General features: G+C 67.1%; 22 protein-coding genes. 10 read left to right on the forward strand and 12 right to left on the reverse strand.

What is annotated here, in order from left to right; translation table 11 throughout:
• The first annotated feature begins 114 nt into the window (after positions 1-114).
• Together IBX22_RS24505 and IBX22_RS24510 are read left to right on the forward strand one after the other, a co-directional pair.
• Positions 115-1,839: a class I adenylate-forming enzyme family protein gene (locus IBX22_RS24505; protein WP_194818058.1), complete on the forward strand. Its 1,725-nt coding sequence runs from the start codon at positions 115-117 to the stop codon at positions 1,837-1,839.
• Positions 1,840-1,911: 72 nt separating this feature from the next.
• Complete coding sequence (locus IBX22_RS24510; protein ID WP_194818059.1) at positions 1,912-2,370, forward strand: hemerythrin domain-containing protein; 459 nt, start codon at positions 1,912-1,914, stop codon at positions 2,368-2,370.
• A gap of 98 nt (positions 2,371-2,468) precedes the next feature.
• Here the strand turns inward: IBX22_RS24510 and IBX22_RS24515 are convergent, their stop codons facing one another.
• The gene (locus IBX22_RS24515) at positions 2,469-2,633 is read right to left on the reverse strand and encodes a hypothetical protein (RefSeq protein WP_194818060.1); all 165 of its coding nucleotides are present in this window, start codon (positions 2,631-2,633) and stop codon (positions 2,469-2,471) included.
• 306 nt (positions 2,634-2,939) lie between these two features.
• Positions 2,940-3,362 (reverse strand): Hsp20/alpha crystallin family protein, encoded by a 423-nt coding sequence (locus IBX22_RS24520; RefSeq protein ID WP_194818061.1) that lies wholly within the window; start codon positions 3,360-3,362, stop codon positions 2,940-2,942.
• A gap of 152 nt (positions 3,363-3,514) precedes the next feature.
• Here IBX22_RS24520 and IBX22_RS24525 point away from each other — a divergent pair, with 152 nt between their 5' ends.
• Positions 3,515-3,838 (forward strand): helix-turn-helix transcriptional regulator, encoded by a 324-nt coding sequence (locus IBX22_RS24525; RefSeq protein WP_194818062.1) that lies wholly within the window; start codon positions 3,515-3,517, stop codon positions 3,836-3,838.
• On the opposite strand, the gene IBX22_RS24530 is transcribed toward IBX22_RS24525, so the two are convergent.
• Entirely contained in the window at positions 3,839-5,620 is a 1,782-nt protein-coding gene (locus IBX22_RS24530) for an FAD-dependent oxidoreductase (protein WP_194818063.1), read from the reverse strand.
• Between the two features lie 2 nt (positions 5,621-5,622).
• The gene (locus tag IBX22_RS24535) at positions 5,623-7,023 is read right to left on the reverse strand and encodes an FAD-dependent monooxygenase (RefSeq protein ID WP_194818064.1); all 1,401 of its coding nucleotides are present in this window, start codon (positions 7,021-7,023) and stop codon (positions 5,623-5,625) included.
• 132 nt (positions 7,024-7,155) lie between these two features.
• Here IBX22_RS24535 and IBX22_RS24540 point away from each other — a divergent pair, with 132 nt between their 5' ends.
• Both IBX22_RS24540 and IBX22_RS24545 read left to right on the forward strand, forming a co-directional pair.
• Entirely contained in the window at positions 7,156-7,854 is a 699-nt protein-coding gene (locus tag IBX22_RS24540; RefSeq protein WP_309234775.1) for a TetR/AcrR family transcriptional regulator, read from the forward strand.
• A gap of 312 nt (positions 7,855-8,166) precedes the next feature.
• Positions 8,167-9,552, forward strand: coding sequence for an amidase (locus tag IBX22_RS24545; protein WP_194818065.1), 1,386 nt, complete (start codon positions 8,167-8,169; stop codon positions 9,550-9,552).
• A 6-nt stretch (positions 9,553-9,558) separates the two neighbouring features.
• On the opposite strand, the gene IBX22_RS24550 is transcribed toward IBX22_RS24545, so the two are convergent.
• The 4 genes from IBX22_RS24550 to IBX22_RS24565 all read right to left on the reverse strand — a co-directional run bounded on the left by IBX22_RS24550 (position 9,559) and on the right by IBX22_RS24565 (position 12,000).
• On the reverse strand, positions 9,559-9,963 hold the full coding sequence (locus tag IBX22_RS24550; protein WP_194818066.1) for an arsenate reductase ArsC: 405 nt from the start codon (positions 9,961-9,963) through the stop codon (positions 9,559-9,561).
• A gap of 28 nt (positions 9,964-9,991) precedes the next feature.
• Positions 9,992-10,720, reverse strand: a complete 729-nt coding sequence (locus IBX22_RS24555; RefSeq protein ID WP_194818067.1) for an MIP/aquaporin family protein — start codon at positions 10,718-10,720, stop codon at positions 9,992-9,994.
• The gene (locus tag IBX22_RS24560) at positions 10,717-11,088 is read right to left on the reverse strand and encodes a helix-turn-helix transcriptional regulator (protein WP_194818068.1); all 372 of its coding nucleotides are present in this window, start codon (positions 11,086-11,088) and stop codon (positions 10,717-10,719) included. The genes IBX22_RS24555 and IBX22_RS24560 overlap by 4 nt, the downstream gene beginning before the upstream one ends.
• Positions 11,089-11,160: 72 nt before the next feature.
• The gene (locus tag IBX22_RS24565; RefSeq protein WP_228539392.1) at positions 11,161-12,000 is read right to left on the reverse strand and encodes a metalloregulator ArsR/SmtB family transcription factor; all 840 of its coding nucleotides are present in this window, start codon (positions 11,998-12,000) and stop codon (positions 11,161-11,163) included.
• 101 nt (positions 12,001-12,101) lie between these two features.
• On the opposite strand from IBX22_RS24565, the gene IBX22_RS24570 reads away from it, so the two are divergent.
• The 3 genes from IBX22_RS24570 to IBX22_RS24580 all read left to right on the forward strand — a co-directional run bounded on the left by IBX22_RS24570 (position 12,102) and on the right by IBX22_RS24580 (position 16,131).
• Positions 12,102-13,457, forward strand: a complete 1,356-nt coding sequence (locus IBX22_RS24570; RefSeq protein ID WP_194818070.1) for an FAD-dependent oxidoreductase — start codon at positions 12,102-12,104, stop codon at positions 13,455-13,457.
• Positions 13,458-13,552: 95 nt separating this feature from the next.
• The gene (locus tag IBX22_RS24575) at positions 13,553-14,761 is read left to right on the forward strand and encodes an MFS transporter (protein WP_309234776.1); all 1,209 of its coding nucleotides are present in this window, start codon (positions 13,553-13,555) and stop codon (positions 14,759-14,761) included.
• A 191-nt stretch (positions 14,762-14,952) separates the two neighbouring features.
• On the forward strand, positions 14,953-16,131 hold the full coding sequence (locus IBX22_RS24580; protein ID WP_228539393.1) for a low temperature requirement protein A: 1,179 nt from the start codon (positions 14,953-14,955) through the stop codon (positions 16,129-16,131).
• Positions 16,132-16,135: 4 nt separating this feature from the next.
• On the opposite strand, the gene IBX22_RS24585 is transcribed toward IBX22_RS24580, so the two are convergent.
• Together IBX22_RS24585 and IBX22_RS24590 are read right to left on the reverse strand one after the other, a co-directional pair.
• Positions 16,136-16,585 carry a pyridoxamine 5'-phosphate oxidase family protein gene (locus tag IBX22_RS24585; RefSeq protein WP_194818071.1) on the reverse strand — a complete coding sequence of 150 codons (450 nt, stop codon included), beginning with the start codon at positions 16,583-16,585 and terminating at the stop codon, positions 16,136-16,138.
• Between the two features lie 113 nt (positions 16,586-16,698).
• A complete protein-coding gene (locus IBX22_RS24590) occupies positions 16,699-17,235 on the reverse strand; it encodes a hypothetical protein (protein WP_194818072.1) in 537 nt (178 codons plus the stop codon).
• Positions 17,236-17,308: 73 nt separating this feature from the next.
• Here IBX22_RS24590 and IBX22_RS24595 point away from each other — a divergent pair, with 73 nt between their 5' ends.
• Positions 17,309-18,022, forward strand: a complete 714-nt coding sequence (locus tag IBX22_RS24595) for a hypothetical protein (protein ID WP_194818073.1) — start codon at positions 17,309-17,311, stop codon at positions 18,020-18,022.
• An 11-nt stretch (positions 18,023-18,033) separates the two neighbouring features.
• Here the strand turns inward: IBX22_RS24595 and IBX22_RS24600 are convergent, their stop codons facing one another.
• Together IBX22_RS24600 and IBX22_RS24605 are read right to left on the reverse strand one after the other, a co-directional pair.
• Positions 18,034-19,371: a HAMP domain-containing sensor histidine kinase gene (locus tag IBX22_RS24600; protein ID WP_194818074.1), complete on the reverse strand. Its 1,338-nt coding sequence runs from the start codon at positions 19,369-19,371 to the stop codon at positions 18,034-18,036.
• A 163-nt stretch (positions 19,372-19,534) separates the two neighbouring features.
• A complete protein-coding gene (locus IBX22_RS24605) occupies positions 19,535-20,242 on the reverse strand; it encodes a response regulator transcription factor (protein WP_194818075.1) in 708 nt (235 codons plus the stop codon).
• Positions 20,243-20,415: 173 nt separating this feature from the next.
• Between IBX22_RS24605 and IBX22_RS24610 the strand changes: the two genes are divergently transcribed.
• A complete protein-coding gene (locus tag IBX22_RS24610) occupies positions 20,416-22,227 on the forward strand; it encodes a glycoside hydrolase (protein WP_194818076.1) in 1,812 nt (603 codons plus the stop codon).
• Positions 22,228-22,237 lie beyond the last annotated feature (10 nt).

Consider the following 22,237-nt stretch of genomic DNA (forward strand, 5'->3'; position numbering starts at 1 on the left):
CACTGGCCCCGGCTTCCGCGGAGGACGCGAAGAGGCCGCCGAGAAACTCGGGCGAGGGGCTTGCAATACCTAAGACTCCGCCGCCGTCTGAACCGCACGCTAGGAAGAAAACTCATGCCCGATCAGCCACTCACCACTCGTGATCCCCAAGCCGATAGCCGCGGCGTCACCCGCTGCCACCCCGAGGAACGCGTCCGCGACTACCTCGACAAGGGCTGGTGGCAACCCGAGACCATGCTCGATGTCTTCGACAGCTGGGTCCAACGCCGGCCGGATGCGGCGGCGCTCACCGATCCTTCGAACCTGGCGGCGCTGACCGGTGCGCTACCGGAGGAACTGACCTGGCAGCAGCTGCATGATCGGGTCGAGCGAACGGCGGCAGCCCTGTACGCCAACGGAATCCGACAGGCCGACGTCGTCGCGGTGCTGGTGCCGAACTCGGTGGCGCTGGTGGCGAGTTATCTGGCGCTGTGGCGGCTGGGTGCGGTGGCGACGCCGATGCCGGTCTCCTATCGCGGCCACGAGATCTCCACGATCGTCGCCGCCTCGGGTGCGGTCGCGATCATCACCGTCGATACCTTGCAGGATCGCGCTCTCGCGCAGGAGGTTTCGGGTCTGGGCTTACGCACCGTCTTCACCTTCACCCCGGGCACTCCGGCGAGCCTGCACCCGGATGCCGCCGCCGATCCGGCTCCGATGCGCGAATACGTTGCGGCACTGGAGATCACGATCAACGACCGGATCACCATCTGCTGGACCAGCGGTACCGAGGCCGCCCCGAAAGGCGTGCCGCGCTGTCACGCGGATTGGCTCGCCATCGGCTGGGGTCCGCAGGAGGGCCTGGAAACCAGCACCGAATCGGTGATCCTGAACCCGTTCCCGCTGGTGAACATGGCCGGTTTCGCGGGTTCGCTGCTGCCGTGGCTGCTCGGCGGCGGTCAACTGGTGCAGCATCATCCGCTGGATCTGCCGGTGTTCCTCGGTCAGATCCAGAAGTACGGCGTCACACACACGTCCATGCCGCCTGCCCTGCTGACCATGTTGCTGCAGCGCGAGGATCTGCGCGGGCTCGCCGACCTGTCGTCGTTGCAGAAGGTGGGCTCCGGTGGGGCCCCGTTGCCGCCGAGTGTCGTGCGCGACTGGCAGGAAAATTTCGGCATCGCGGTCCTGAACTTCTTCGGCTCCAACGAGGGCGTCTGCCTGATGGGCGCGCCCGCCGACATCCCGGATCCGGTGCTGCGGGCACAGCATCTGCCCAACTACAGCACCCGCAGCCGCACCTGGGCGTCCCGGCTGGCGGGGAATACCGCGGTGCGACTGGTGGATCCGGCGACCGGCGAGCTGGTGCACGCCGTGGGCGGGCAGGGCGAGTTGCGCCTGAAGGGCCCCAGCGTCTTCGGCGGCTATCTCCCCGGCACCGCGACCAGCGAACCCTTCGACGCCGACGGCTTCCTCTGCAGCGGCGACGTTTTCGAACTGTGCGGCGCGGACGGGCAGTATCTGCGGTTCGTCGACCGGATCAAAGAGATCATCATCCGCGGCGGCATGAACATCGCGCCGGCCGAGATCGAGGGCCTGCTGCTGGACCATCCGGCCATCGCGGAGGTCGCCGTCGTCGGTTTCCCGGATCCCGTGCTGGGTGAGAAGTGTTGTGCCATAGTCGTCCCCAAGCCGGGGGCGAGCATCACCCTCGGCGAGGTCACCGACCATCTGCGTGCCCGCGACATCGCCTCGTTCAAACTGCCCGAACGGCTGGAACTCGCCTCGGCGCTGCCACGCAACCCGGTCGGCAAGATCCTGCGCCGGCAACTCCGGGATGAACTATCGGAACAAGGCTGATCGGTGCGGTTTCGGTAGTCCAACGTAGGGAATGACCGGGCAAAGCCACGTTCCCATTTGCGAGGAGTATCGATGTCTACCGACGCGATTGTTTTGCTGCGCGAGGATCACAAGGCAGTACGGAAACTGTTCCGTGATTTCGAGAAAGCGGGACCGACCGCTCAGAAGACCAAGAAGCAGTTGATCGAGAAAATCATCGAACTGCTCACCGTCCATACCTATATCGAGAACGAGTGCATGTATCCCGAGGTCCGGGCGCTGGTCCCGGACCTGGAGAAAGACATCCTGGAGTCCTACGAAGAGCATCACGTCGCCGACGTCCTGATCGCCGAACTGGCCGCGATGAAGCCCGATGACGAGCGTTTCACCGCCAAGGCAACCGTTCTGATCGAAAATGTCGATCACCACATCGACGAAGAAGAGAACGAATGGTTTCCCAAGGTGCGCGAACATTTGGGGCGTAAGCAACTTCAGGAAATCGGGGCCCGCATGCTGGAGTTGAAGGAGAAGGCCCCGACGTCACCGGCATGATTCCGGTTTTCCCGGGCGAAGCCAGGCTATGAGCTACTGCAGTTGCTGCTCATGAAACTGGGCAGCAACTGAGCGAAATCCGATGTGGCACTTGCGAGTCAGGCCACGCTGCGGCGGGCCGGGTGGGCGTTGCGGCCCATCACCTGTTCCCACCAGGAGTCCAGGGGACTCGGGTCGGGCCAGACGATAGGCGTTTCGTTGTCCGCTTCGGCGGGGTTCTGGCGGGGGCGTGCGGTAGGGGTGCGGTTGTCGAGACTGGCCACGATCTGAATTCCTCCGAGTGTTGAACTTCTCAGATGTGAACGGCGTCAGTAATTCCCGCGCCGCGCGGGCCTAAACGCCCAGAAGCGAAGGGATACTCGTCGGGAAGGGGCGGCCCGTGATGTGGTCGTACTCGGCGGCGCCCTACGCTCGTGCGATCCGCTCGGCAAGCGGTACGACATCATTGTCGGATTCGGTACCGGGAACCGGCACCTGCAGGTCAGCTTAGTCGTCTTTACTCGCTCTTGGGATGATTCTGGTCACGGGTGTCGCGCGAGCCCGGCCGTACGGCCGGGCTCGCGCGTCGTTCAGGCCCGGATGGCGCGGTTGTGGCCGTTGCCGCGCGCGATCTCGATTTTGCGGGGTTTGGCCTGCTCCGCGACCGGAATGCTCAGGCGTAGCACGCCATCGGTGTAGTCGGCGCGGATCTGTTCGGTGTCGAGGTTGTCACCGAGGATCAGCTGGCGGGTGAAGACGCCGCGCGAGCGCTCGGCGGCGATCATCTCCCGGTTCGTGTCCAGGGCGGGGCGTTCGGCTCGAACCGTCAGCATGTTGCGTTCGACGTCCAGGTCCAGGGAATCGGGGTCGATTCCGGGCAGGTCGAACTCGACGACGAAATCGTCGCCGACGCGCCAGGCATCCATCGGCATGACCGCGGGACGGGCCGCTGTGCCGAACACCTGCTGCGCGAGACGGTCCAGATCACGGAACGGATCGGTACGCATCAGCATGGTCGCCACCTCCAACTCACTCCATTCTCTCTCGGTTGTTCGGAGATTATCTATGCCTTGAGGCATAGATTTGTTATAGCACTGGCGGTATAACAGTGCAAGAGGTGAATTCAGATAATCTGTGTTGGCAGATCAGAGTCGAGGGAGGCCGGATGAATCAGGAGCAAGATCGGGCCGCCCACCTGCCCGATCCCGCCGCCGGTGTGTACGGGATCTCGGTGGCAGCGGGGCTGTCCGGTATAGGAGTGCAGACACTGCGGCTCTATGAGCGCCACGGGCTGCTGACCCCGTCCCGCAGCGACGGCGGTACCCGGCGCTACAGCAGCGACGATCTGGCGCGACTACAGCGCATTACCATGCTGGTCGACGCGGGCATCAATATCGCCGGCGTAGGCCGCATCCTGGATCTCGAGGACGACAATGCCGCTCTGCGCGCGGCCAACGTCCGGCTGGCCAAGCGGCTGGGCGAGAAGTGATCAGCTGTCCATGATGTGCGGCAGACCTTTTCGGAATCGGTCGGCGTCGAGCTGCTTGATCGGTTCGAAGGCGGGCAGCGAAACCAGGGGGTGGATCGGGACTCGCGGCGCCGGATCGTCCGCGGCGTCGAGCACGGCGTTGGCGACCGCGCGGCCGGATTCGTTGGCGCCCTCCATGGTCGCCAGGTCGATGTGCGAGCGCACGTGGTCGCCGCCGAAGAACAGGTTCGGGACCGCGCAGTGCGCGTGCGGGCGATTGTCGTAGGAGCCGACGGAGTTGACCAGCAGCGGGGTCTCGTTGTGGATTCCGCCCGCGGACCACGTGACACCAGGGTCGAGGTGCCAGGAGTGGATGTCCCCGTCGTGCAGCCAGTCGGTGGAGGTGTTGAGCCAGCGCTTCAGCTGCGCCCAGACTTCGGCGGCGATTTCCGCGGCCGTGCAGTCCTTGGCGATCTTGCCGTAGCGGATGCCGGGGGAATCCCAGTCCGAGACATCGACCGACAGGCATTCGCGCACGGTGCCGTCGCCGTAGCGGGCCGCGAAGTCGCCGCGCCACATCGGCGCCTGCCGCAGTGCGGTGATCGCCCAAGGGGATCCGAGGGCGGCGATGTGTCCCTGCGGTAGGCGAGTCGACTGCCGCAGGTAGTACTGGATGCCGACCATCCAGTCGGTTGTCAGGGCGGGCATGCCCGCCAGGTGCGGGTCGGCGTCGAGGATGTCGCCGGTCAGCAGGGGAACGGTCTTGTCGACGGGCATGGCGCACACGTACCAGTCGGCCTGGACCGTCCTCGTGCCGCCGGAGCCCGCGACGGTCACCCCGGCGATCACGCCGTCCCGCAGGTGGAGTCGGGTCGCGCGCTGCCCCATGACGAAAACCACTCCGCGAGACCGCAGATAGGTGACCCAGGGATCGATCCAGGCCTCGTTGGTCGGCCCGCTCAGGATCCGATCCACGCCGCCGCTGAACTGGGGGATCAGCCCGGAACCGGCCAGCACGAGCGCCTCGCCGATGGTGCCGATGGTGCGTGCCGAACTCACGTGTGGTTTCGCGGCGACGGTGATCCGGGTCAGCGCGTTCACCAGGTACTCGCGGTAGGCCGCGGACTTGCCGTGCGCCTGCAGCATCGCCTCCCACGTCACGTATTCCCATTGGCCGTAACGACGTTCGTTCGAGGAGGTGAACCACACGGCCATCTGCCGGGCGAAGAACGCCAGCTCCAGCGGGGGTAGTTGCGGGATGAAGCTGAACGCGGTGATGATCGCCGTCTGGAGTAGTTCCGGGGTGAGGTGCCGCAGGCCGGTCAGCTCGACGGGCGCGAAGATCGGTGGCAGATCGCGAAATCCGGCGATGGCGCCGTCGACCCGGACCAGATTTCCGGCGACGCCATCGGCATTGCCGGGGAACGGGATTCGGCGCATCGTGTCCGGAATGTTCTGGTAGCAGCCGGGGAAGAATCGGAAGCCGTGTTCGCCGGGCAGGTCCGCGCGTCCGTCGGTTCCGGTGCCGGGAACCCCCATGCTGCGGGCCTTGCCACCGAGGTAGAACGGCTCGTAAACCGTTACTTCGTACCCTCTTTCGATCAACTCGTGCGCCGCCGACAGCCCGGCGACGCCGCCGCCGAAGATCGCGACCGAGCGGCCGGTGGTGTGCAGGGCCGGCGCTTGCGGCTGGGCGTGGGCCTGTCCCGCGAACAGGCCGGGCGCGGCGCCCAGGATGAGCGCGCCGCGCAGCACGTCGCGTCTGCTGAGATCGAGGCCGGACGCGGGTCGGGGATCGGGCATGGCTAGCTCCTGGGAACGGGACCGCACGCCTGCGCGGATGGTCGGGGTGCAGGCGCGGGAGCAGGGGAGAGCGGAATCGCCTGGGCGGCGGCGCGAGCTTGCAGCCATTCGGCGGCGGCGTCGCGGATTTCCTGGCCCAGGTTCACCAGAACATCGGCGGGTGCGCCGCGCAGCAAGGCGCGCGCGGTCAGCGCGGTGACCCGGGCGGGCGTCAGGATCTCTTTGGGTGTCGTTGTGCGGGAGAAGATTTCGGTGGCGGCCAACGCGAGGGCGGCCTCGTGCTGGGCGGCGCGATAGAGCTCGATCTCCAACGGCCGCATCGGTTCGGCGCGGGCCAGTCGATTGGTCCATTGGTACATGTCCAGGCATTCACCGGCTCGTGCGCGCTCCCATTCCAGCGTGGTGCGATCGAGCGCGGCCGGATCGTCGAGAACCGGCGCCACCGCTTCGCCGAGCAGGCGGCCGTAGCGCAGGGCATCTCGAATCCCCTGGGCGGTAACGGGATCCTTGAAATGACCCGAATCGCCGGGCAGCGCCCAGCCCGGCCCGGACGAGCGCCGGAAATAGGAGACGATGCCGGTGGCAGCGCGCACCCGGCCGACCCTGGTGCAGCCTTCCAGCCGCGTCGCGAGCGCGGGCAGGCGGTCGAGCGCTGCCAGATACCGGGTTTCGGCACGTCCGGGTTCGGCAGGTGCGGCGGGCGGCTGCACCAGGCTCAGCACCAGCCCGTCGTCGCAGGGGAACGCGGTGCCGAGGTCGGCGCCCGCACGCCACTGGGCTGCGATGTGGCGCTGCGTGGAACCGGCGTCGCGCCAGTAGGCGAAATAGCAGTCCCGGCCGCTCGGGGCGCTCAGGTACGGCTGGTCGGCGCCGACCAGCCGGGCGACGGTACTGCGCCGGCCGTCCGCGCCGATCACCAGCGGGGCCCGCAGTTCCACGGTCGCGCCCGCGCGGTCGGTGTACCGGACGCCGGCGACGCGTCCACTGTCCCATACGATTTCGCCGACCTTCGCGCGCTCCCGTATTTCGGCGCCCGCCGATCGGGCGGTGTCGACGAGCGCGGCGTCCAGGCCGGGTCTGCGCACGCACAGCGCGTAATCGATGGCGTCGACCGGGCTGAACCGCGAGGTGACGCAGAATCCCGAGCCGCCCGCACGAGCGAGGGTCAGGTGCGGTGCGCCCAGGTGCTCGACGGCCGCGGCGGCTCCCAGCGGACCCAGTTCCGCGACTCCGGCGGGCCACAGCAGATGTGTCGACACCGTGTCGGACGGGAATCGCGCGCTGTCCAAACCGATTACCCGCCGCCCGGCCCGGGCGAGTGCGATGGCGGCGGCGGATCCGGCACAGCGCGTGCCGACCACGATCGCATCCACCTGCTCGACGGCGTTCGTGACACCCCGCACCCGTCGAATTGCGGTGTGGGAGCTGCGTATTCGATCATGGTTGCTCTCGGTCACTATGTCTCGGACACTGTGTCCGATGGTGAGCGCACCGCGGTCGAATGTCAACACCTGTCTGGGTCAGATGGCGGCCGGGTGTGGAAGGCGAAGGAGCACAATGGCAGCCATGGCGGACTCGACACCGGACCTCCGATGCCCTCGCTGACCCGCGCCGCGCGCCCCGCTCGGCCGCCGGACGACGATCGCCGCACCGATCTGGAGCGGCGAGTGCTCGGCGCGCTCGAACAGCTGCTGGCCGAAGGCATTCCGTTCACCGAGATCGCCGTACAGCGCATCGCGACGGCCGCTGGGATCGCGCGGTCGACCTTCTATCGCTATTTTCCAGACAAGAGTCAGCTGCTCATCCGCATGGCCGAGCTGGCCACCACCGACCTGTTCGGCGCGGCCGAATTGTGGTGGCGCGCAGACCACACCGACGAGCAGGCCGGTGTGGTCGTGGCAATGCGGGCGATGATCACGGGATTCCGTGAGCACCGCTACCTGTTGCTCGCACTCAGCGAAGTGTCCGCCTACGACCGGGATGTCGGCGCGTATTGGCGGGCGCGAGTGGCCATGTTCCTCGGCCTGGTCCGCGAGCGGCTCGAAGCCGACAAGCGCACCGGCCAGGTCAGCGCCGAGTTGGATGCCGCCGCAACGGCACTGGTATTGGCTTCGATGGTGGAGCGTACGATCGCGGTGAATTTCTCCGCTGCCGCCCCGGTGGCCGACGAGGTACTCGCCGAGGCGCTCGGTCGCGCGATCTGGCTCACGGTCTACGGTGACGCCCCCGCGTGAGGTGGCGTTATGCCTTGTGCGGCAGGATGTTCAGAACTAGGGCGAGCCCGATGGCGAGGCTGGCGCAGGCAGCGAGGGTAACGCCGGTTGACCGCGTGATGGCGGCGATTCCAGCCGAGAAGGCCAGGCAGGTCGAAGATGCCAGAACTGCGGTCCCCGGTTCCATACCGGCAATCCGGGTGGGTCGGTGATCCGTCATAGTCTGTTAGTACCCACTGCTCGTTGTTATGAAACCGTGATGGCGTATCGAGGGTAAGGTGATCCGGCCGTAATGGTCCGGACCGGAGAAGCGGGTCGCTGAATATGAAGGACATGCACGAGATCGTGGCTGCCGGAGTGCGAGAGCAGCGGGAGCTGCTGGACCGGGGGGAGATCTCGGCCGCGGAGCTGGTAGAGGCCACCCTGCAACGGATCGGCGAGTCCGACCTCAACGCCTTCAGTACCGTGCTGCGCGACCGCGCGCGGGCCGAAGCCGCCGAGCGCGACCGGGAACGCGCCGCGGGCGCGGACCTGGGTCCGCTGCACGGCATCCCGATCGCGGTGAAGGAAGAACTCGACCTGGCCGGCGAGGTCACGACGTTCGGCACCCGCGCCAATCACCGGCCGGCCACCGCCGATTCGGAGGTGGTGCGGCGGCTGCGGGCGGCCGGTGCGGTGATCGTCGGGAAGACGGCGATGCCGGAATTCGGGCAGTGGCCCTTCACTGAATCCACCACGCACGGCGTCACTCGGAATCCTTGGGACCGCACCCGTTCGACCGGCGGTTCCAGCGGTGGCTCCGCCGCAGCCGTGGCGGCCGGGCTGGTGCCGGTCGCGATCGGCGGCGACGGTGGTGGGTCGATCCGCATTCCGGCGGCCTGCTGTGGCTTATTCGGCTTGAAGACGCAGCGCGGACGGGTGCCGACCGCGCCTCACGAACACCTCTGGTGGGCACTGGGCGTCGTGGGCCCGCTGACGCGCACCGTCTACGACAGCGCCCTCGTCTACGACGTGATCCGCGGCAGCACACCGCGTGATCGTTTCCACGCACCGGACCCGATCATGTCCTTCGTCGCGGCTGCCTCGCGGCCGAGCGCCGGGCTTCGCATCGGCTACAGCACGAAATCGCCGACGCCCCTGGCAAAACCGGATCCCCAGCATGTCCAGGCCGTGCTCGACACCGCCGAACTGCTGGCGAGCCTGGGCCATTCGGTCTTCGAGATCGACCCGCACTACCCGGACCCGACCTCGGCCTTCCTGCCGCAGTTCTTCGGCGGCGTCCGCGCCGAGGCCGAACTCGTCGACGACCCGAAGCTGCTGGAGCGCCGCACCCGCGAAACCGTCGCCCTCGGTGCCTGGGCGCGCCGACCGGTCATCGAGCGGGCCATACGCCACGGAGAAGCGCTGGCCCACAAGGTCGATCGTCTCTTCGAGAGCTGCGATCTGCTGCTGACACCCACCATCGCGATCCGTCCGCCCCGCGTCGGTGTGCTCGACGGCGCGGGCAGCGTCCGCGCCCTCCTGCGCTCGATGCCGATGGTCGCCTACACCGGCATGTGGAACGTCACCGGCCATCCGGCGGCCTCCGTTCCCGCCGGAGTCGGCACCGACGGCTTGCCGCTCGCGGTCCAGCTCGTCGGCCCGTCGAATGGCGAAACCACGATTCTGTCGGTGGCCGCGCAGCTGGAAGAGGCTCGGCCGCAACCACGTCCGTTCTGAGCGCCCTCAGTTCGGCAGCAGCTCGCCGATCAATTCCTCGACCCGCTTCTTGATCTCGTCACGGATCGGCCGCACTGCCTCGACACCCTGACCCGCGGGGTCGTCGAGCACCCAATCGCGGTAGCTGACGCCGGGAAAATACGGGCAGGCGTCCCCGCAGCCCATGGTGATCACCACGTCGGAGCTCTGCACCGTGTCCGCGGACAGGATTTTCGGTGACTGATCGGCGATATCGATGCCGACCTCCGACATCGCCTGTACCGCGGCGGGATTCACCGACTCGGCGGGCGCGCTGCCCGCGGAGCGGACCTCGATCCGATCGCCCGCGAGGTGGGTGAGGAAGCCTTGAGCCATTTGGGAGCGCCCGGCGTTGTGGACACAGACGAACAGGACACTGGGCTTGGAAGCCATGGCGGATAACGCCTTTCGGTAGAGCGGGTCAGTGCTGCGCGGGTTGGTCGTGGCCGACCACGACATGGTCCGCGTGGTCGCCGGTATCGGGATAGAGGGCGATGATCAAGGCCAATCCGGCTCCGGCGCCGAGGATTTGGGCGGCGATGAAGGCCGGGGCCGACGTCGGGGCGATACCGGCGAAGGTGTCGGTGAAGACCCGGCCGATCGTGACGGCCGGGTTGGCGAAGGACGTGGAACTGGTGAACCAGTACGCGGCCCCGATCCACGCGGCGACCGCGACCGCCGACAGCGCCGCGCGACCGCTGCGGGCGAGCGCGAAGATCACCATGAGCAGGCCCGCGGTGGCGATGAATTCGCCGATCAGGTGGCCGCTGGTGATGCGGTGGTGGGTGGAGATCTGCAGTGCGGGCAGGTCGAACATGGCGTTGGCCAGGATCGATCCGAGGATGCCGCCGCCGATCTGCGCGCCGATGTAGGACGCGAGTTCGACGGGGGCCAGGCCGGTGCCGCGGCGGCGGCCCGCCAACCAGTCGGCGGCCGAGACGACCGGGTTGAAATGTGCGCCGGAGATCGGTCCGAAGACCAGGATCAGCACCGCCAAGCCGAATACGGTGGCGGTCGAGTTCTCCAGCAGTTGCAGGCCGACGTCACCGGCCGAGAGTTGCTGGGCGGCGATGCCGGAGCCGACCACGACGGCTACCAGCAGCGCGGTGCCGATGAACTCGGCGAGAATCCGGCGTGCCAGCGGGCTCACTGGGCGGCGCCCGTCGGCAACGCGATGTCGAGCAGCCGTGACAGCTGCGCCAACGCGGCGGGTTCCACCCGGTAGTAGACCCAGGTTCCGCGCCGTTCGCTGGACAGCAGCCCGGCTTCGCGCAGCACCTTCAGGTGGTGGGAGATCGTCGGCTGGGTGAGGTCGATGCCCGCGGAGAGGTCGCAGACACAGGCTTCCCCGCCGTCCCGGCTGGCGATGGCGCTCAGCAAACGCAAGCGGACCGGATCCGACAGCGCCTTGAACACACCGGCCAACTCGGTGGCGGCTTCGGCGGTGAGTGGCTCACGCACCATCGGTGCCGGAGAACACCCTTGCGCAGGTGTCACCGAGAGCTCTGACTTCGACATGCGTCTATATTGACGGATATCGAATCAGAGAGCAAGCAAACAGCTGGTGAACCGAGAGCTTTCGCCCAGAGGTCAGCAAGCGCCGGAGCGTCGTTCGATCAGCACGGTGTCGTGCCAGATGCCGTCGCGCTCGGCGATGCGTTCGCGAACACCGACTGTGCGGAAACCGGCACCGTGGTGCAGCGCGATGCTGGCGCGGTTCTCGGTGAAGATCGAGGATTGCAGCGTCCAGAGGCCGGCCTCGTCCGCGGCGTTGACCTGCTTGTGCAGCAAGGCTTTTCCGACGCCGCGACCGCGCCGGCCATCGGCGACGTACACCGAGGTCTCGGCCACACCCGAGTAGCAGCTGCGGGTCGACACCGGGCCGAGCGCGGCCCAACCGGCGATTTCGCCGTCGATCTCGGCGACCCACCGGTGGTCGGGCAGCCAGTGCGCGTCCAGGCTCGCGCGGCTGGGGACGGTGGTTTCGAAGGTGGCGATGCCGGTCGCGAGGCCCTCGGCGTAGATGCGCCGGACCGCACTCCAATCCTCGGAGTGCAGGGCGCGGACGGTGACGTCGTCCGGTACATCCTCCGGGCAGCATGGTCGCGGCGCGAGCAGGCCCATCACCGCGTCGGCGGCGTGCGGGAGACCCGCGCAGCAGGCTTGGTTCACCGTCACGATGGTGGCGGTGCCCTCTTTCTGCAACCGCACGAAGCCGACGTCGGCGAGCTTGCGCAGGTGATGCGAAGTAGTCGACTGGCTGGTGCCGAGGATCTGGGTCAGCGCGCCGACGGTGATCCCCTTCGGCGTCGTCGCCACCGCGTGCAGCAGCCGGACCCGCACCGGTTCGGCCAGGCAGGCGAACCACTCGGCGTAGGTGCTGGCTTCGCCGGTGGGCAGGATCTGGGCTTGCGGCAGTGCGGTGCGCATGGAGCCAGTATATCGATCAGAATCGATGGTTGCATTCATCGACCCCAGTCGATACTCTCAATTCCAGTCAATCGATGAGTATCGATGAAAGAAGGATTGCGATGAATGCCCTCCCTGTCGTGGTTGTCGGCGCCGGGCCGGTCGGTCTGGCGGCCGCCGCCGAACTCGCCGGACGCGGACTTCCGGTGCTCGTGCTCGAACGCGGCGCACAGGCCGGCGCCGCGGTGGCGCAGTGGAATCATGTGCGGGTGTTCTCCCGCTGGGCCGAGCTCATCGCGCCCGCCGCCCGGCCGATCCTGGCGGAGTCGGATTGGCGGGAACCGGACCTGGCCTCGTATCCGACCGGCGCGGAATGGGTTTCGCGCTATTTGCGGCCGCTCGCCGAGGGGCTGGGGGATCGGGTCCGCTACGGAGCCGAGGTCATCGGTGTGGCCCGGCGCGGACGGGACCGCGTCGTCGACGCGGGACGTGACACCGAGCCGCTGACCGTGCATGTGCGCACCGCCGCGGGGGAAGAACGCATCGCCGCCCAGGCGCTGATCGACGCCTCCGGCACCTGGACCGCACCGAGCCCGCTGGGTGGCGACGGACTGCCGGCCATGGGGGAACACGCTGCGGCCGAACGGATTACCTATCGCGTTCCGGATCTCACCGACGCCGCGGGCGTGGCCCGATACGCGGGCAAGCACGTGGCCGTCGCCGGGAGCGGACATTCGGCGCTCACCGCGCTGGTGGCGTTCGCCGCGCTGGCCGAGGATCATCCCGGCACCCGGATCACCTGGCTGTTGCGGCGCGGCGACATCGGTACGACCTTCGGCGGCGGCGCCGATGATCAACTGCCCGCTCGCGGTGCGCTCGGGGAACACGGCCGCAAGGCGGTCGAGGCCGGGCATGTCGAGGTCGTGTACGGCTTCCGTACCGAAACCGTCGACCGCGACGCCGCTGGTCGCCTTGTTCTGATCCCGGCCGCGGGAAATCCGGTCGAAGCCGTCGACGAGGTGGTGGTCCTGACCGGGTTCCGCCCCGACCTTTCCTGGCTCTCGGAGATCCGGCTCGAGTTGGACGCCACGCTGCAGGCCCCGGTCGCCCTCGCGTCCCTGATCGATCCCAATGTGCACTCCTGCGGAACCGTGTATCCGCATGGTGTGAAGGAACTTTCGCATCCGGAGCCGGGCGTCTTCCTGGCCGGGATGAAGAGCTACGGCCGGGCGCCGACCTTCCTGGCCATGACCGGGTACGAGCAGGTCCGCTCCATCGCCGCCGCGTTGGCCGGAGATCACGAAGCGGCCGAACGCGTCGAGCTGGTGCTTCCGGACACCGGAGTCTGCGGTGGCTCAGGGCTTTTTGACGCCCCGGCCGAGGAGTCCGGCGGCGGGTGCTGCTCGACGCCCGCAGCGCAGGACCTGGCGTTGTCGGCGCCGAACGGGAGTCCGCAGCTGCCGCTGCTGAATCGCTGAGACACCCCCTCGTCGTCCCCGTGCGTAGTCGGCCGGGACGACGAGCCGATAACGTTGATCGGGGACGGTTGGTGTCCACAGCGAGTGGTGAGTATGTGAGACAAGACATCTCGGTGTCGAACGAGCCCGCGAGCGATTCGGAGCTGCGACGGGTGCTGGCGGTGTTGTGCCTCACCGAGATCACCAGCTGGGGGATTCTGTACTACGCGTTTCCGGTGCTGGCCGGGCAGATCAGCGCCGAAACCGGCTGGTCGGCAACGGCTTTGACGGCGGCGTTTTCGGCCGGTCAGTTGGTGGGCGCGGGCGCGGGAATACCGGTCGGGCGGTGGCTCGATCGCTATGGGCCGCGCGGGGTGATGAGCGCCGGGTCGGTCCTGGGCGTCCTGTCGCTGGCCTTGGTCGCTTCGGCGCAGCACATTGCCTGGTTCTTCGTCGGGTGGCTGCTGGTGGGCGCGGCCAAGAGCGCGGTGTTGTATCAGCCCGCGTTCGCGGCACTGACGCGGTGGCATGGCGTCCGGCGGGTCCGGGCGATGACCATCCTGACGCTGTCGGGTGGTTTGGCGAGCACCGTGTTCGCTCCGCTTACCGCGGCTATCGCGCAGCGGTTCGATTGGCGGGCAACCTATCTCATACTGGCCGTGATCCTCGCTCTGCTGACGGTGCCCGCGCATTGGTATGGGCTACGGCTGCGCTGGCCACCACACCCGGTTGCCGCGCCTGGGCATGCTGTCAGTCCGGATCGAGCCGCACGCAGTCGTGAATTCCTAACTCTGACAGTTGCTTTGGCGACCACCTCCTTCGCGGTCTCCGCGGCGGTGATCCTGCTGGTGCCGCTGTTGATCGAGCGCGGCCTCAGCACAAGTACGGCCGCACTCGCGCTCGGGCTCGGCGGTGCCGGTCAAGTACTGAGTCGGATCGGCTACGGCACCTTGGAGCGCCACACCAGAGTCCGCACCCGCACAGCGCTGATCCTGCTCGGCATCGCCGCGAGCACCGTCCTGCTCGGAAGCCTCACCACCACTACCGCATTGATCGCCGCCGCGGTGCTCGCGGGCATGGCCCGCGGGGTCCTCACGCTGCTGAAAGCCACCGCTGTCACCGACCGCTGGGGCACCTCGCATTACGCGCGCCTCTCCGGGCTGCTCGCCGCGCCGTCGATCGTCGCCTCAGCTCTTGCCCCCTTCGCCGCCACCGCCCTGGCCCACGTACTCGGAGGCTACCCGCGGGCGTTCCAGCTCCTCGGCGTCTGTGTAGTCGCCGCCGCCTGCCTATCTGCGGCGACCATTCCTCGTCGCGGCCACTAACGTGTCTGCGCACCTCTCCGGCATCTGATCAGCTTGTCGCCTTGGCAACTGCCTGAATAGCGCGCAGATCTGTTTCGCGGTGCGCGACGCCGTGGCAGTTGCGTCCGCTGAAGCCGATAGGAGTGTTCAGCCGCTTCGAATCGCCGTCGTCGGATCCGGAATTCGAGGGGCGGGGTCCCTACGATGCCTTCATGACCGAGCATCGGACCAGTGGGTGGACTTGGCGGCATCGGATGACGCCGCGGAATCCGGAGGAGCAGCATCGGGCGGCGACGCCGTTGGAGCTGCTGCTGGATCTGTGCTTTGTGGTCGCGGTGGCGCAGGTGGCATTGCGGTTGGAGCACGCGCTGGCCGAGGGGCACTTCGCGGCGGGGATACCGAGCTACTTCATGGTGTTCTTCGCGATCTGGTGGGCGTGGATGAACTTCAGCTGGTTCGCGTCGGCTTTCGATACCGACGATGTGCCGTATCGGCTGTCCACATTGCTGGTGATGACCGGCGTGCTTGTGCTCGCGGCCGGGGTGCCGCGGGCCTTCGACGACGGCGATTTCGCGATCGTGTTCGTCGGTTACCTGGTGATGCGTGTCGGTCTGGTCGCTCAGCAGGTGCGGGCGGCGACCGCGCATCCGCAGGCGCGGACCACCATGCTGCGGTATGCGGGCGGGGAGTCGCTGGCCATGGCCGGGTGGGCCGTGGTCATCTTCGCGCTGCCCGAGCAACTGCGGCAGTGGGGCTTCCTGGCGATGGTGGTCGCCGAACTGCTGGTGCCGCTGTGGGCGGATCGGGCGTGGCCGATGCCGTGGCACCCGCATCACATCGCCGAACGCTATGGGCTGCTCACCATCATCGTGCTCGGCGAGACAATCCTGTCCGCCACCAACGCTTTTCGCGATGCGCTGACCGCGGCGGCGAACATCGAACTGCTGCTGATCGCGGCGGGCGGACTGCTCATCGTGTTCGCCATGTGGTGGGTCTACTTCTCGATGAACGCCGGTGAGCTGCTGGCGACGACTTTGCAGCCGTTCCTATGGGGTTACGGCCACTACGTGATCTTCGCGGCCGGTGCGGCGGTCGGCGCGGGGCTGTCGGTCAACATCGCCCAGGTCGAGCACCACACCGTCTTGTCGACGACCCAGGCGGGCTTGACCGTCACCGTCCCGGTCTTCTGCTATCTGCTGGTGGTGTGGTGGCTGATGGTCCGGCCACACGGCGCGAACGCGCCGTACGCCTGGACCATGCCGCTGCTGGGCACGCTCATCCTGGCAGCGAGTTTCACGCCCTACCCCGTCCCGGTGGCCGGTGTCCTGATGGCGCTGCTCATCGCCGTGAGCATTTACGCGCACTCCCACCGGCCGTCGACCGCCGACTGAATCGCTAGAGCGCTCGCTCCGCCCGTGCCGCCTTCAAACCGTATGGCGCGGGATGGATTCGACGCGTGAAGTCCATGACCTCGACCGCCCGTGGCCGCAGCCGCAGCAACACGAAGTCCCCGCCCTCGGGTCCTTCGGGAAAGAACATCTCGTACCCCTGCTGCCATTTGGCGTTCAATTCCGCTGCGTCGTCGACGATTTCGGCGGCGCCATACAGACAGGTGTAGGCCAGCGTGGCCCGATCCTCGATCGCGTAGGTGACTTCCGGCTGCAACGAAACATCAACCGCCTTCCGCGATTTCGGACTCGTCCCGATCCACATCGTCCCGTCGGCATCGACCTGCGCGGTCTGCACGAGCCGCGTCCGTGCAGCTCCCTCGACCACCGTCGTCAGAAACCCGTACTTGCTGGCCCGCGCGATTTCCGCTGCGACACCGAACAGTTCATCGGACATGTGCCGTCTCCCTTGCCTGATATAGATGGTTCGCTCTATATAGAGTGAACGTACTACAACGTGCCGCGTGCCTGTCAACAGCAGGTGGCTGAAGAGAAGTTGGTGACCTGCGATTACCAGATCAGGGTGCGGTCCCCAGCGCGGATACGGCCGAAGAACCGAGGCGGCAGGCCGGGGCCGGTGTGGTTGTAACTGTTGAGGATTTCGGCCAGTTCGGTGGCAAGGGATTGTAAAGCGGGAGTGGGGGTTTCGGTGCTGTCGGTCCAGCCCCAAGCGGGCGGGATGTCGTCGATGGTGATGTCGATGGCACCGGGGTTGGTGGTGCCGACCATAAAGCTGAGCTGAGTGGGGGCGTCGGCAAGGGGGTCGACAGGGGCGAGTTCGCCGGGGGAACCAGGAGTGACGTGGACGCTTCGGGCCAGGGCGATGTCGTCACGGACCATGTCGGCGATGGCGGAGAGGTCGGCGTGTTTGCCGAGACGACGGTGGCGCTCACCGTAGGTGCGGTCGGAATCCCCGGTTTCCGCGCCGGACTTGCTGAGGATTCGATCGAGCATGCGCTGAGCCGCAGCGCGTTCGTTGGGCCCGGTGCGAGGGTGCTCGATCAGGGTGCGCAGGCGAGAGATTCGCTGAAAGGTGGAGGTGGTCATCAGGTACCACTGTGGCAGAATCCGGCCGGGGAGGGACCGGATGGGGGTCTCCCGGTTCGGGATCGGAGCAGGGGTGAACAGCCATTACGGCGGCGGGGTACAAGGTCAGCCGGGGTACGGCCATTATGGGCCGTCGCCGGTCTATCCAGGGGCGGGATATTCGCCAGGGCCGGGGTATCCGCCGCCGCACAAGAGCCGCGGGCCGATTGTCGCGTTGGTCATTGTTCTGATTCTGGTGGTCGGTGGCGGTGCTGGCGGCTGGTGGTGGTACGAGTCGCAAAAGAACTCGGTAATCGATCTGCTGGGTGAGGGCGCCAGGCAGCCCATCCGTGTGCCGGCGACCGGCGACTGTACGAACAAGTCGGGACAGGTGATGATCAGCGGCCCCATCGACCCCGTCGACTGCGCGGATCCGACTGCGACCTGGCAGGTTGTGGTGTCGGAGCTCGAGCGGGACGGCCAGTGCGCCTCGGGCCAGATTCGAATCACCACCGACGGAACGCGCGACGGTGACTACACGATCGTGACTTCGTGTGCGAAACCGAATTTGACCGAAGGTAACTGCTACAAGAAGTACGGCAGCACTTATGAATTCGATCCGGTGTGTGCCGACGGCTCGGCGAGATTCGACCGCAGAGTGCTAGGTGTGGCCGATACCAAGGTGTGTGAGGAAGGGGTGCCGACCGAGGCCGGAAAGGATAGCGAATTCATTGCCCGCACCTTCTTGTTTCCCTTTGTCGACGAGGAAGAACCGGCTACCTACTGCTTCGTACCTGCCGGGTGGTAGTTCGTCGCCCGTCAATTATGTTGAGCTACAGGGAAAGTCAGTGCGACTGTGAGGCCGGTCGGGGCGGTGCGGTGGGTGGTGACCGTGATGCCGTGGGTGTGGGCGACGCGCGCGACAATGGCGAGGCCGAGACCGGAGCCGGGGACCGCGGAGACGTCGGGGGAGCGGTAGAAGCGGTCGAAGATCCGGGATGCGTCGGCGTCCGGGACGCCGGGGCCGTGGTCGGCGACCGAGAGGGTTTGGTCGTGGATGGAGATGACCACCGGTGGCGCACCGTATTTCAGGGCGTTGTCGATGAGGTTGGTGAGCAGGCTCAGTAGGTGAGTGCGGTTGCCGTAGACGTCGAGTGGGCTCAGGTCGCGTTCGATGGCGGCGTGCGGGTAGCGGGCGACTGCCTGCTCGACGAGGTCGTCGAGGGGGAGGAGTTCGCGGTCGGGGCGGAGACCGGCTTCGTCGATGCGGGCCAGGTCGAGGAGGTTGGTGACCAGCTCGGTCATATTGTCGAGGCCGGACCGCATCCGGGCTCGGGCGCGGTCGGCGCTGGCCTCGGGAAGGTCTGGGGCGCTGAGGAGTTCGACGTCGGAGCGCAAGGCGGTGAGTGGGGTGCGTAGTTCGTGGGAGGCGTCGGCGATCAGCTGTCGTTGGGCGGCTTGGGCCTTGCCGAGGGCGGCGAGCATGTCGTTGAAACTTGTCGAGAGGTCGGCGAGTTCGTCGTTGCCGCGGACCGGAAGATGTTCGTCGGGGTCAGCGGTCCGCGCGACGCGGCGGGCGACGGCCGCGACGCTGCCGAGGGGGCGCAGGCCGATGCGGGTCACCAGGTAGCCCGCGGTGCAGGCGAGGACGATGGCGGCGAGCACGCCGAGGGCGAGGACCTGAGCGTAGGTTCGAATGCTGGCGGACATGCTGTCTGTGCGCGTCCAAACCTGTACTGCGCGGCCGTCATTCACGGCGGTGGTGAGGACTCGGACGGGGTAGCCGCGGTATTCGCGATCCTCGAAGAGGCGGCCGGTGCCGTGGCGGGCGATCTCTCGTTCCGGATCGGTGATCGTCAACGCCGCAGCGTCCGGATCGGGCGGAGCTGTGGAATCAGCTGTGGCAGAGACGAATCGGCTGCACGGTGGGGAGGTCAGCCAGCGACAGGTCCCAGCCTGCTCCGGGGCCCAGATGCCGTGCTTCTCGGCGCGGATCGTCGAGGTCGCGGTTTGGACCAGGGTCTGATCCACCTGGCGGTGCACCTCACGCTGGAACAGCAAGAACGCCCCCAGCGCCATTCCGGTCGCCAGCAATGCGGCGGCGGCAGCAGCAGCAACCGCAACACGTCGGCGTAAAGACAAGCGGCGCACCATCATCGACACCTCCATGACGTGGCCTCAGACCCACCCACTGTCGGGTTGTATGCAATTCGTGCACTTATCCGCTGAAGTCGGCGACTTCGGCCGGTTTCAGGCGAAAAGTGCACGAATTGCATACCGGAGCTGGCGCGCACCGAGGCGGGGCCGTCAGGGAGCTCCATCAGGGCACTCGCACCTGGTAGCCCACACCCCGCACGGTGTGGATCAGCGGCGGGCATTCTGCGGCATCGAGCTTCTGGCGCAGGTAGCGAATGTAGACATCGATGGCGTTGCTGGTCTGGGGCAGGGTTCCGCCCCAGACGCGTTCGGCGATGGTGTCGCGGGACAGGACGAGGCCGGTGTTGCGAGCGAGGAGTTCGAGGACTGCGAATTCGGTCATCGTGAATTGGATGATGACTGCGCCGGCGCGGGTCGCTTGGCGGGACTGCGGGTTCAGGAGCAGGTCACCGAGTTCGATGCTCGAGGGATCCTCGGGTGTGCGGTTCGGTGCGCGGCGTAGGAGCGCGCGTACTCGGGCCCGGAGTTCGCCTAGGTCGTAAGGCTTGCCGAGGTAGTCGTCGGCGCCGTCGTCGAGGCCTTGGATGCGGTCGGCGGTGGTGTCGCGGGCGGTGAGGATGAGGATCGGCGTGCTGTCGCCGGCGGCGCGCAGGCGGCGGCAGAGGGCGGAGCCGTCGAGGCGGGGCATGGTGAGGTCCAGGACGACGGCGTCTACGCGGTGGTTGTCGAGGATTTTCAGGGCGGCGAGGCCGTCGGCCGCGCGCTCGACTCGGTAGTGGTCGAGGGCGGATAGGGCGTCGCCGAGTGCCTCGCGGACGTTGGGATCGTCGTCCACGACAAGCACGCGCGGTGCCTCTAATGAATCGCTCATCGTCGCTGCCTACCTTCGCCCGAGTGCCTATGGAAACAGTGCGAACACGACCCACACGGTATGCGGTGATGTTGCTAACCGCCGTAGCGGCCATTGCTGCGTCGGGCTGCTCGTTGGTGAACTCCGCCCAGAGTGCTTCGGCGAACTTACAGCTCGTCGACGGTAAACCTCGATTGGTTACCGCTGAGCACACCATCGATGTGGATCCCGCCACGCTGAAAGTCGACTCCGACATCGGCCCGCTCTCCGACGGTGCCGTGGAGGACCTGGGAGCGCCGAGCGAGGTCACCCGCGATGGTGATGCGCTGCGCTGGTCGCTACCGAAGGTCGGATTGGCCGTCTCCGCGCGCCCGGATGGTGACCGCATCGCGCTGTCCGTCACCGCCGACAAGACGGCGTCGTTGTCGTGGCCGGTCATGCCCGCCACCGTGCGGTCGATCCAGCTCCCCAACGGTGACGGCTTGGACATCCCGGCCGACGACCCGCTCTGGACCGACCCGGAGACCGGCATCGTGAACGAGGACGGCCGCCGACTCCAGGACCTCACCTTCCCCGGCCTCGGATTCTCCGGCGCGACGCCCGGCACCGGCGGCAGCTACATCATTCCGACCGACATCGGCAGCACGGTCACCTTCACCGACCGCGACAAGCGACTCGGCGCGACGGTGAAACACGACTTCGATCCGGCCGCCGCGACCGGCACCTACACCGTGATCCTCGACCCCACCCGCGGTGGTCCGATCGACAGCTCGCTGGACTACCGGCAGTGGCTCGACAGTCATGGACAACTCAGCTCGCTCAACGACAAGATCCGCGAAAACCCGGACGTGGAAAAGCTTCTCGGCGCGTTCCATGTCTACCTGTGGGGTGACGGCCGCAGCGCGCAGGGCGTCGAGGCCCTGAGAGCCGCTGGCCTGCGGAAACTTTGGCTCGGATATGACTCCGGTGACCCGCAGATCGGCACAGACGCGGTGGACGCCGCCGAACAGACCGGTTACCTGATCGGCCCCTACGACACGTTCTCCAACGTGCAGGACCCCAAGGGCGAAATCGACGCTCCCACCTCGAAATGGCCGGACCCGATCTGGCCCGACGGCTGTGTCCTCGACGCGAAAGGCAAGCCGGAGAGCGGTTTCGGCGGCCGCGGCTGCTACCTGAGCTCCGAGGCGCTGGCCCAGCACCCTGAACTCCTGGCCCAACGCGAACAGCAGATGAGCGCCAACGGAGTGAACAGCTACTTCGTCGACGTCGACGGCACCGGCGAAACCTTCCGCGACTACTCCCCGCAACACCCGATGACCGAGCAGCGCGACCGCGACAACCGCCTCGCGCGAATGCGCGCGCTGATGCCGCGGTTCGTCGTCGGCTCCGAAACGGTTGGCGCCTGGGCGAATTCGGCGGTCGACTTCAGCCACGGCTCGTCGACCCCGACACCCGACGGGATCTGGAAGCTACAGCGCGACAGGGAGTTCTGGGGCGGCTGGTCCGGCAAGAACGGTCCCGCGAACTTCCTGAAACCAGTCGACCTGCCCGCCGACATCACCCGCCAGATGTTCGACTTCACCTACCGGATTCCCATGTACCAGACCGTCTTCCACGATTCGGTGGTCAGCACCGACCGCTGGGAACTGGGCCTCAACAAGTTCCCGGCACTCGCCAAGACCCGCACCCTGGCCGCCATGCTCTACAACGCGCCACTGAACTACAACGTCAACCTCGACACCATCGCGGAATGGGGTCCATCGATGGCCACGGCCGAGGAGTTCTTCCAGTTCACCCAGGACGCCGCAGGAACAGCCGCCCTCACCGATTTCCGCTGGCTGACCGCCGACAAGCAGGTCCAGCGCACCGAATTCGGTGACCAGCTGACCGTCGTCGCCAACTTCGGAAGCGTTCCGTACACCGACCCGGAGATCGGCACACTCGAGGCAGGCTGTGTCACCGCCCGCAACTCCGGCGAACAGGCGACGACGCTGTGCCCGTGAGCGACCAGCA

The organism is Nocardia sp. XZ_19_385, from assembly GCF_015355755.1.
In the GTDB taxonomy this organism is placed as follows: Bacteria; Actinomycetota; Actinomycetes; order Mycobacteriales; family Mycobacteriaceae; genus Nocardia.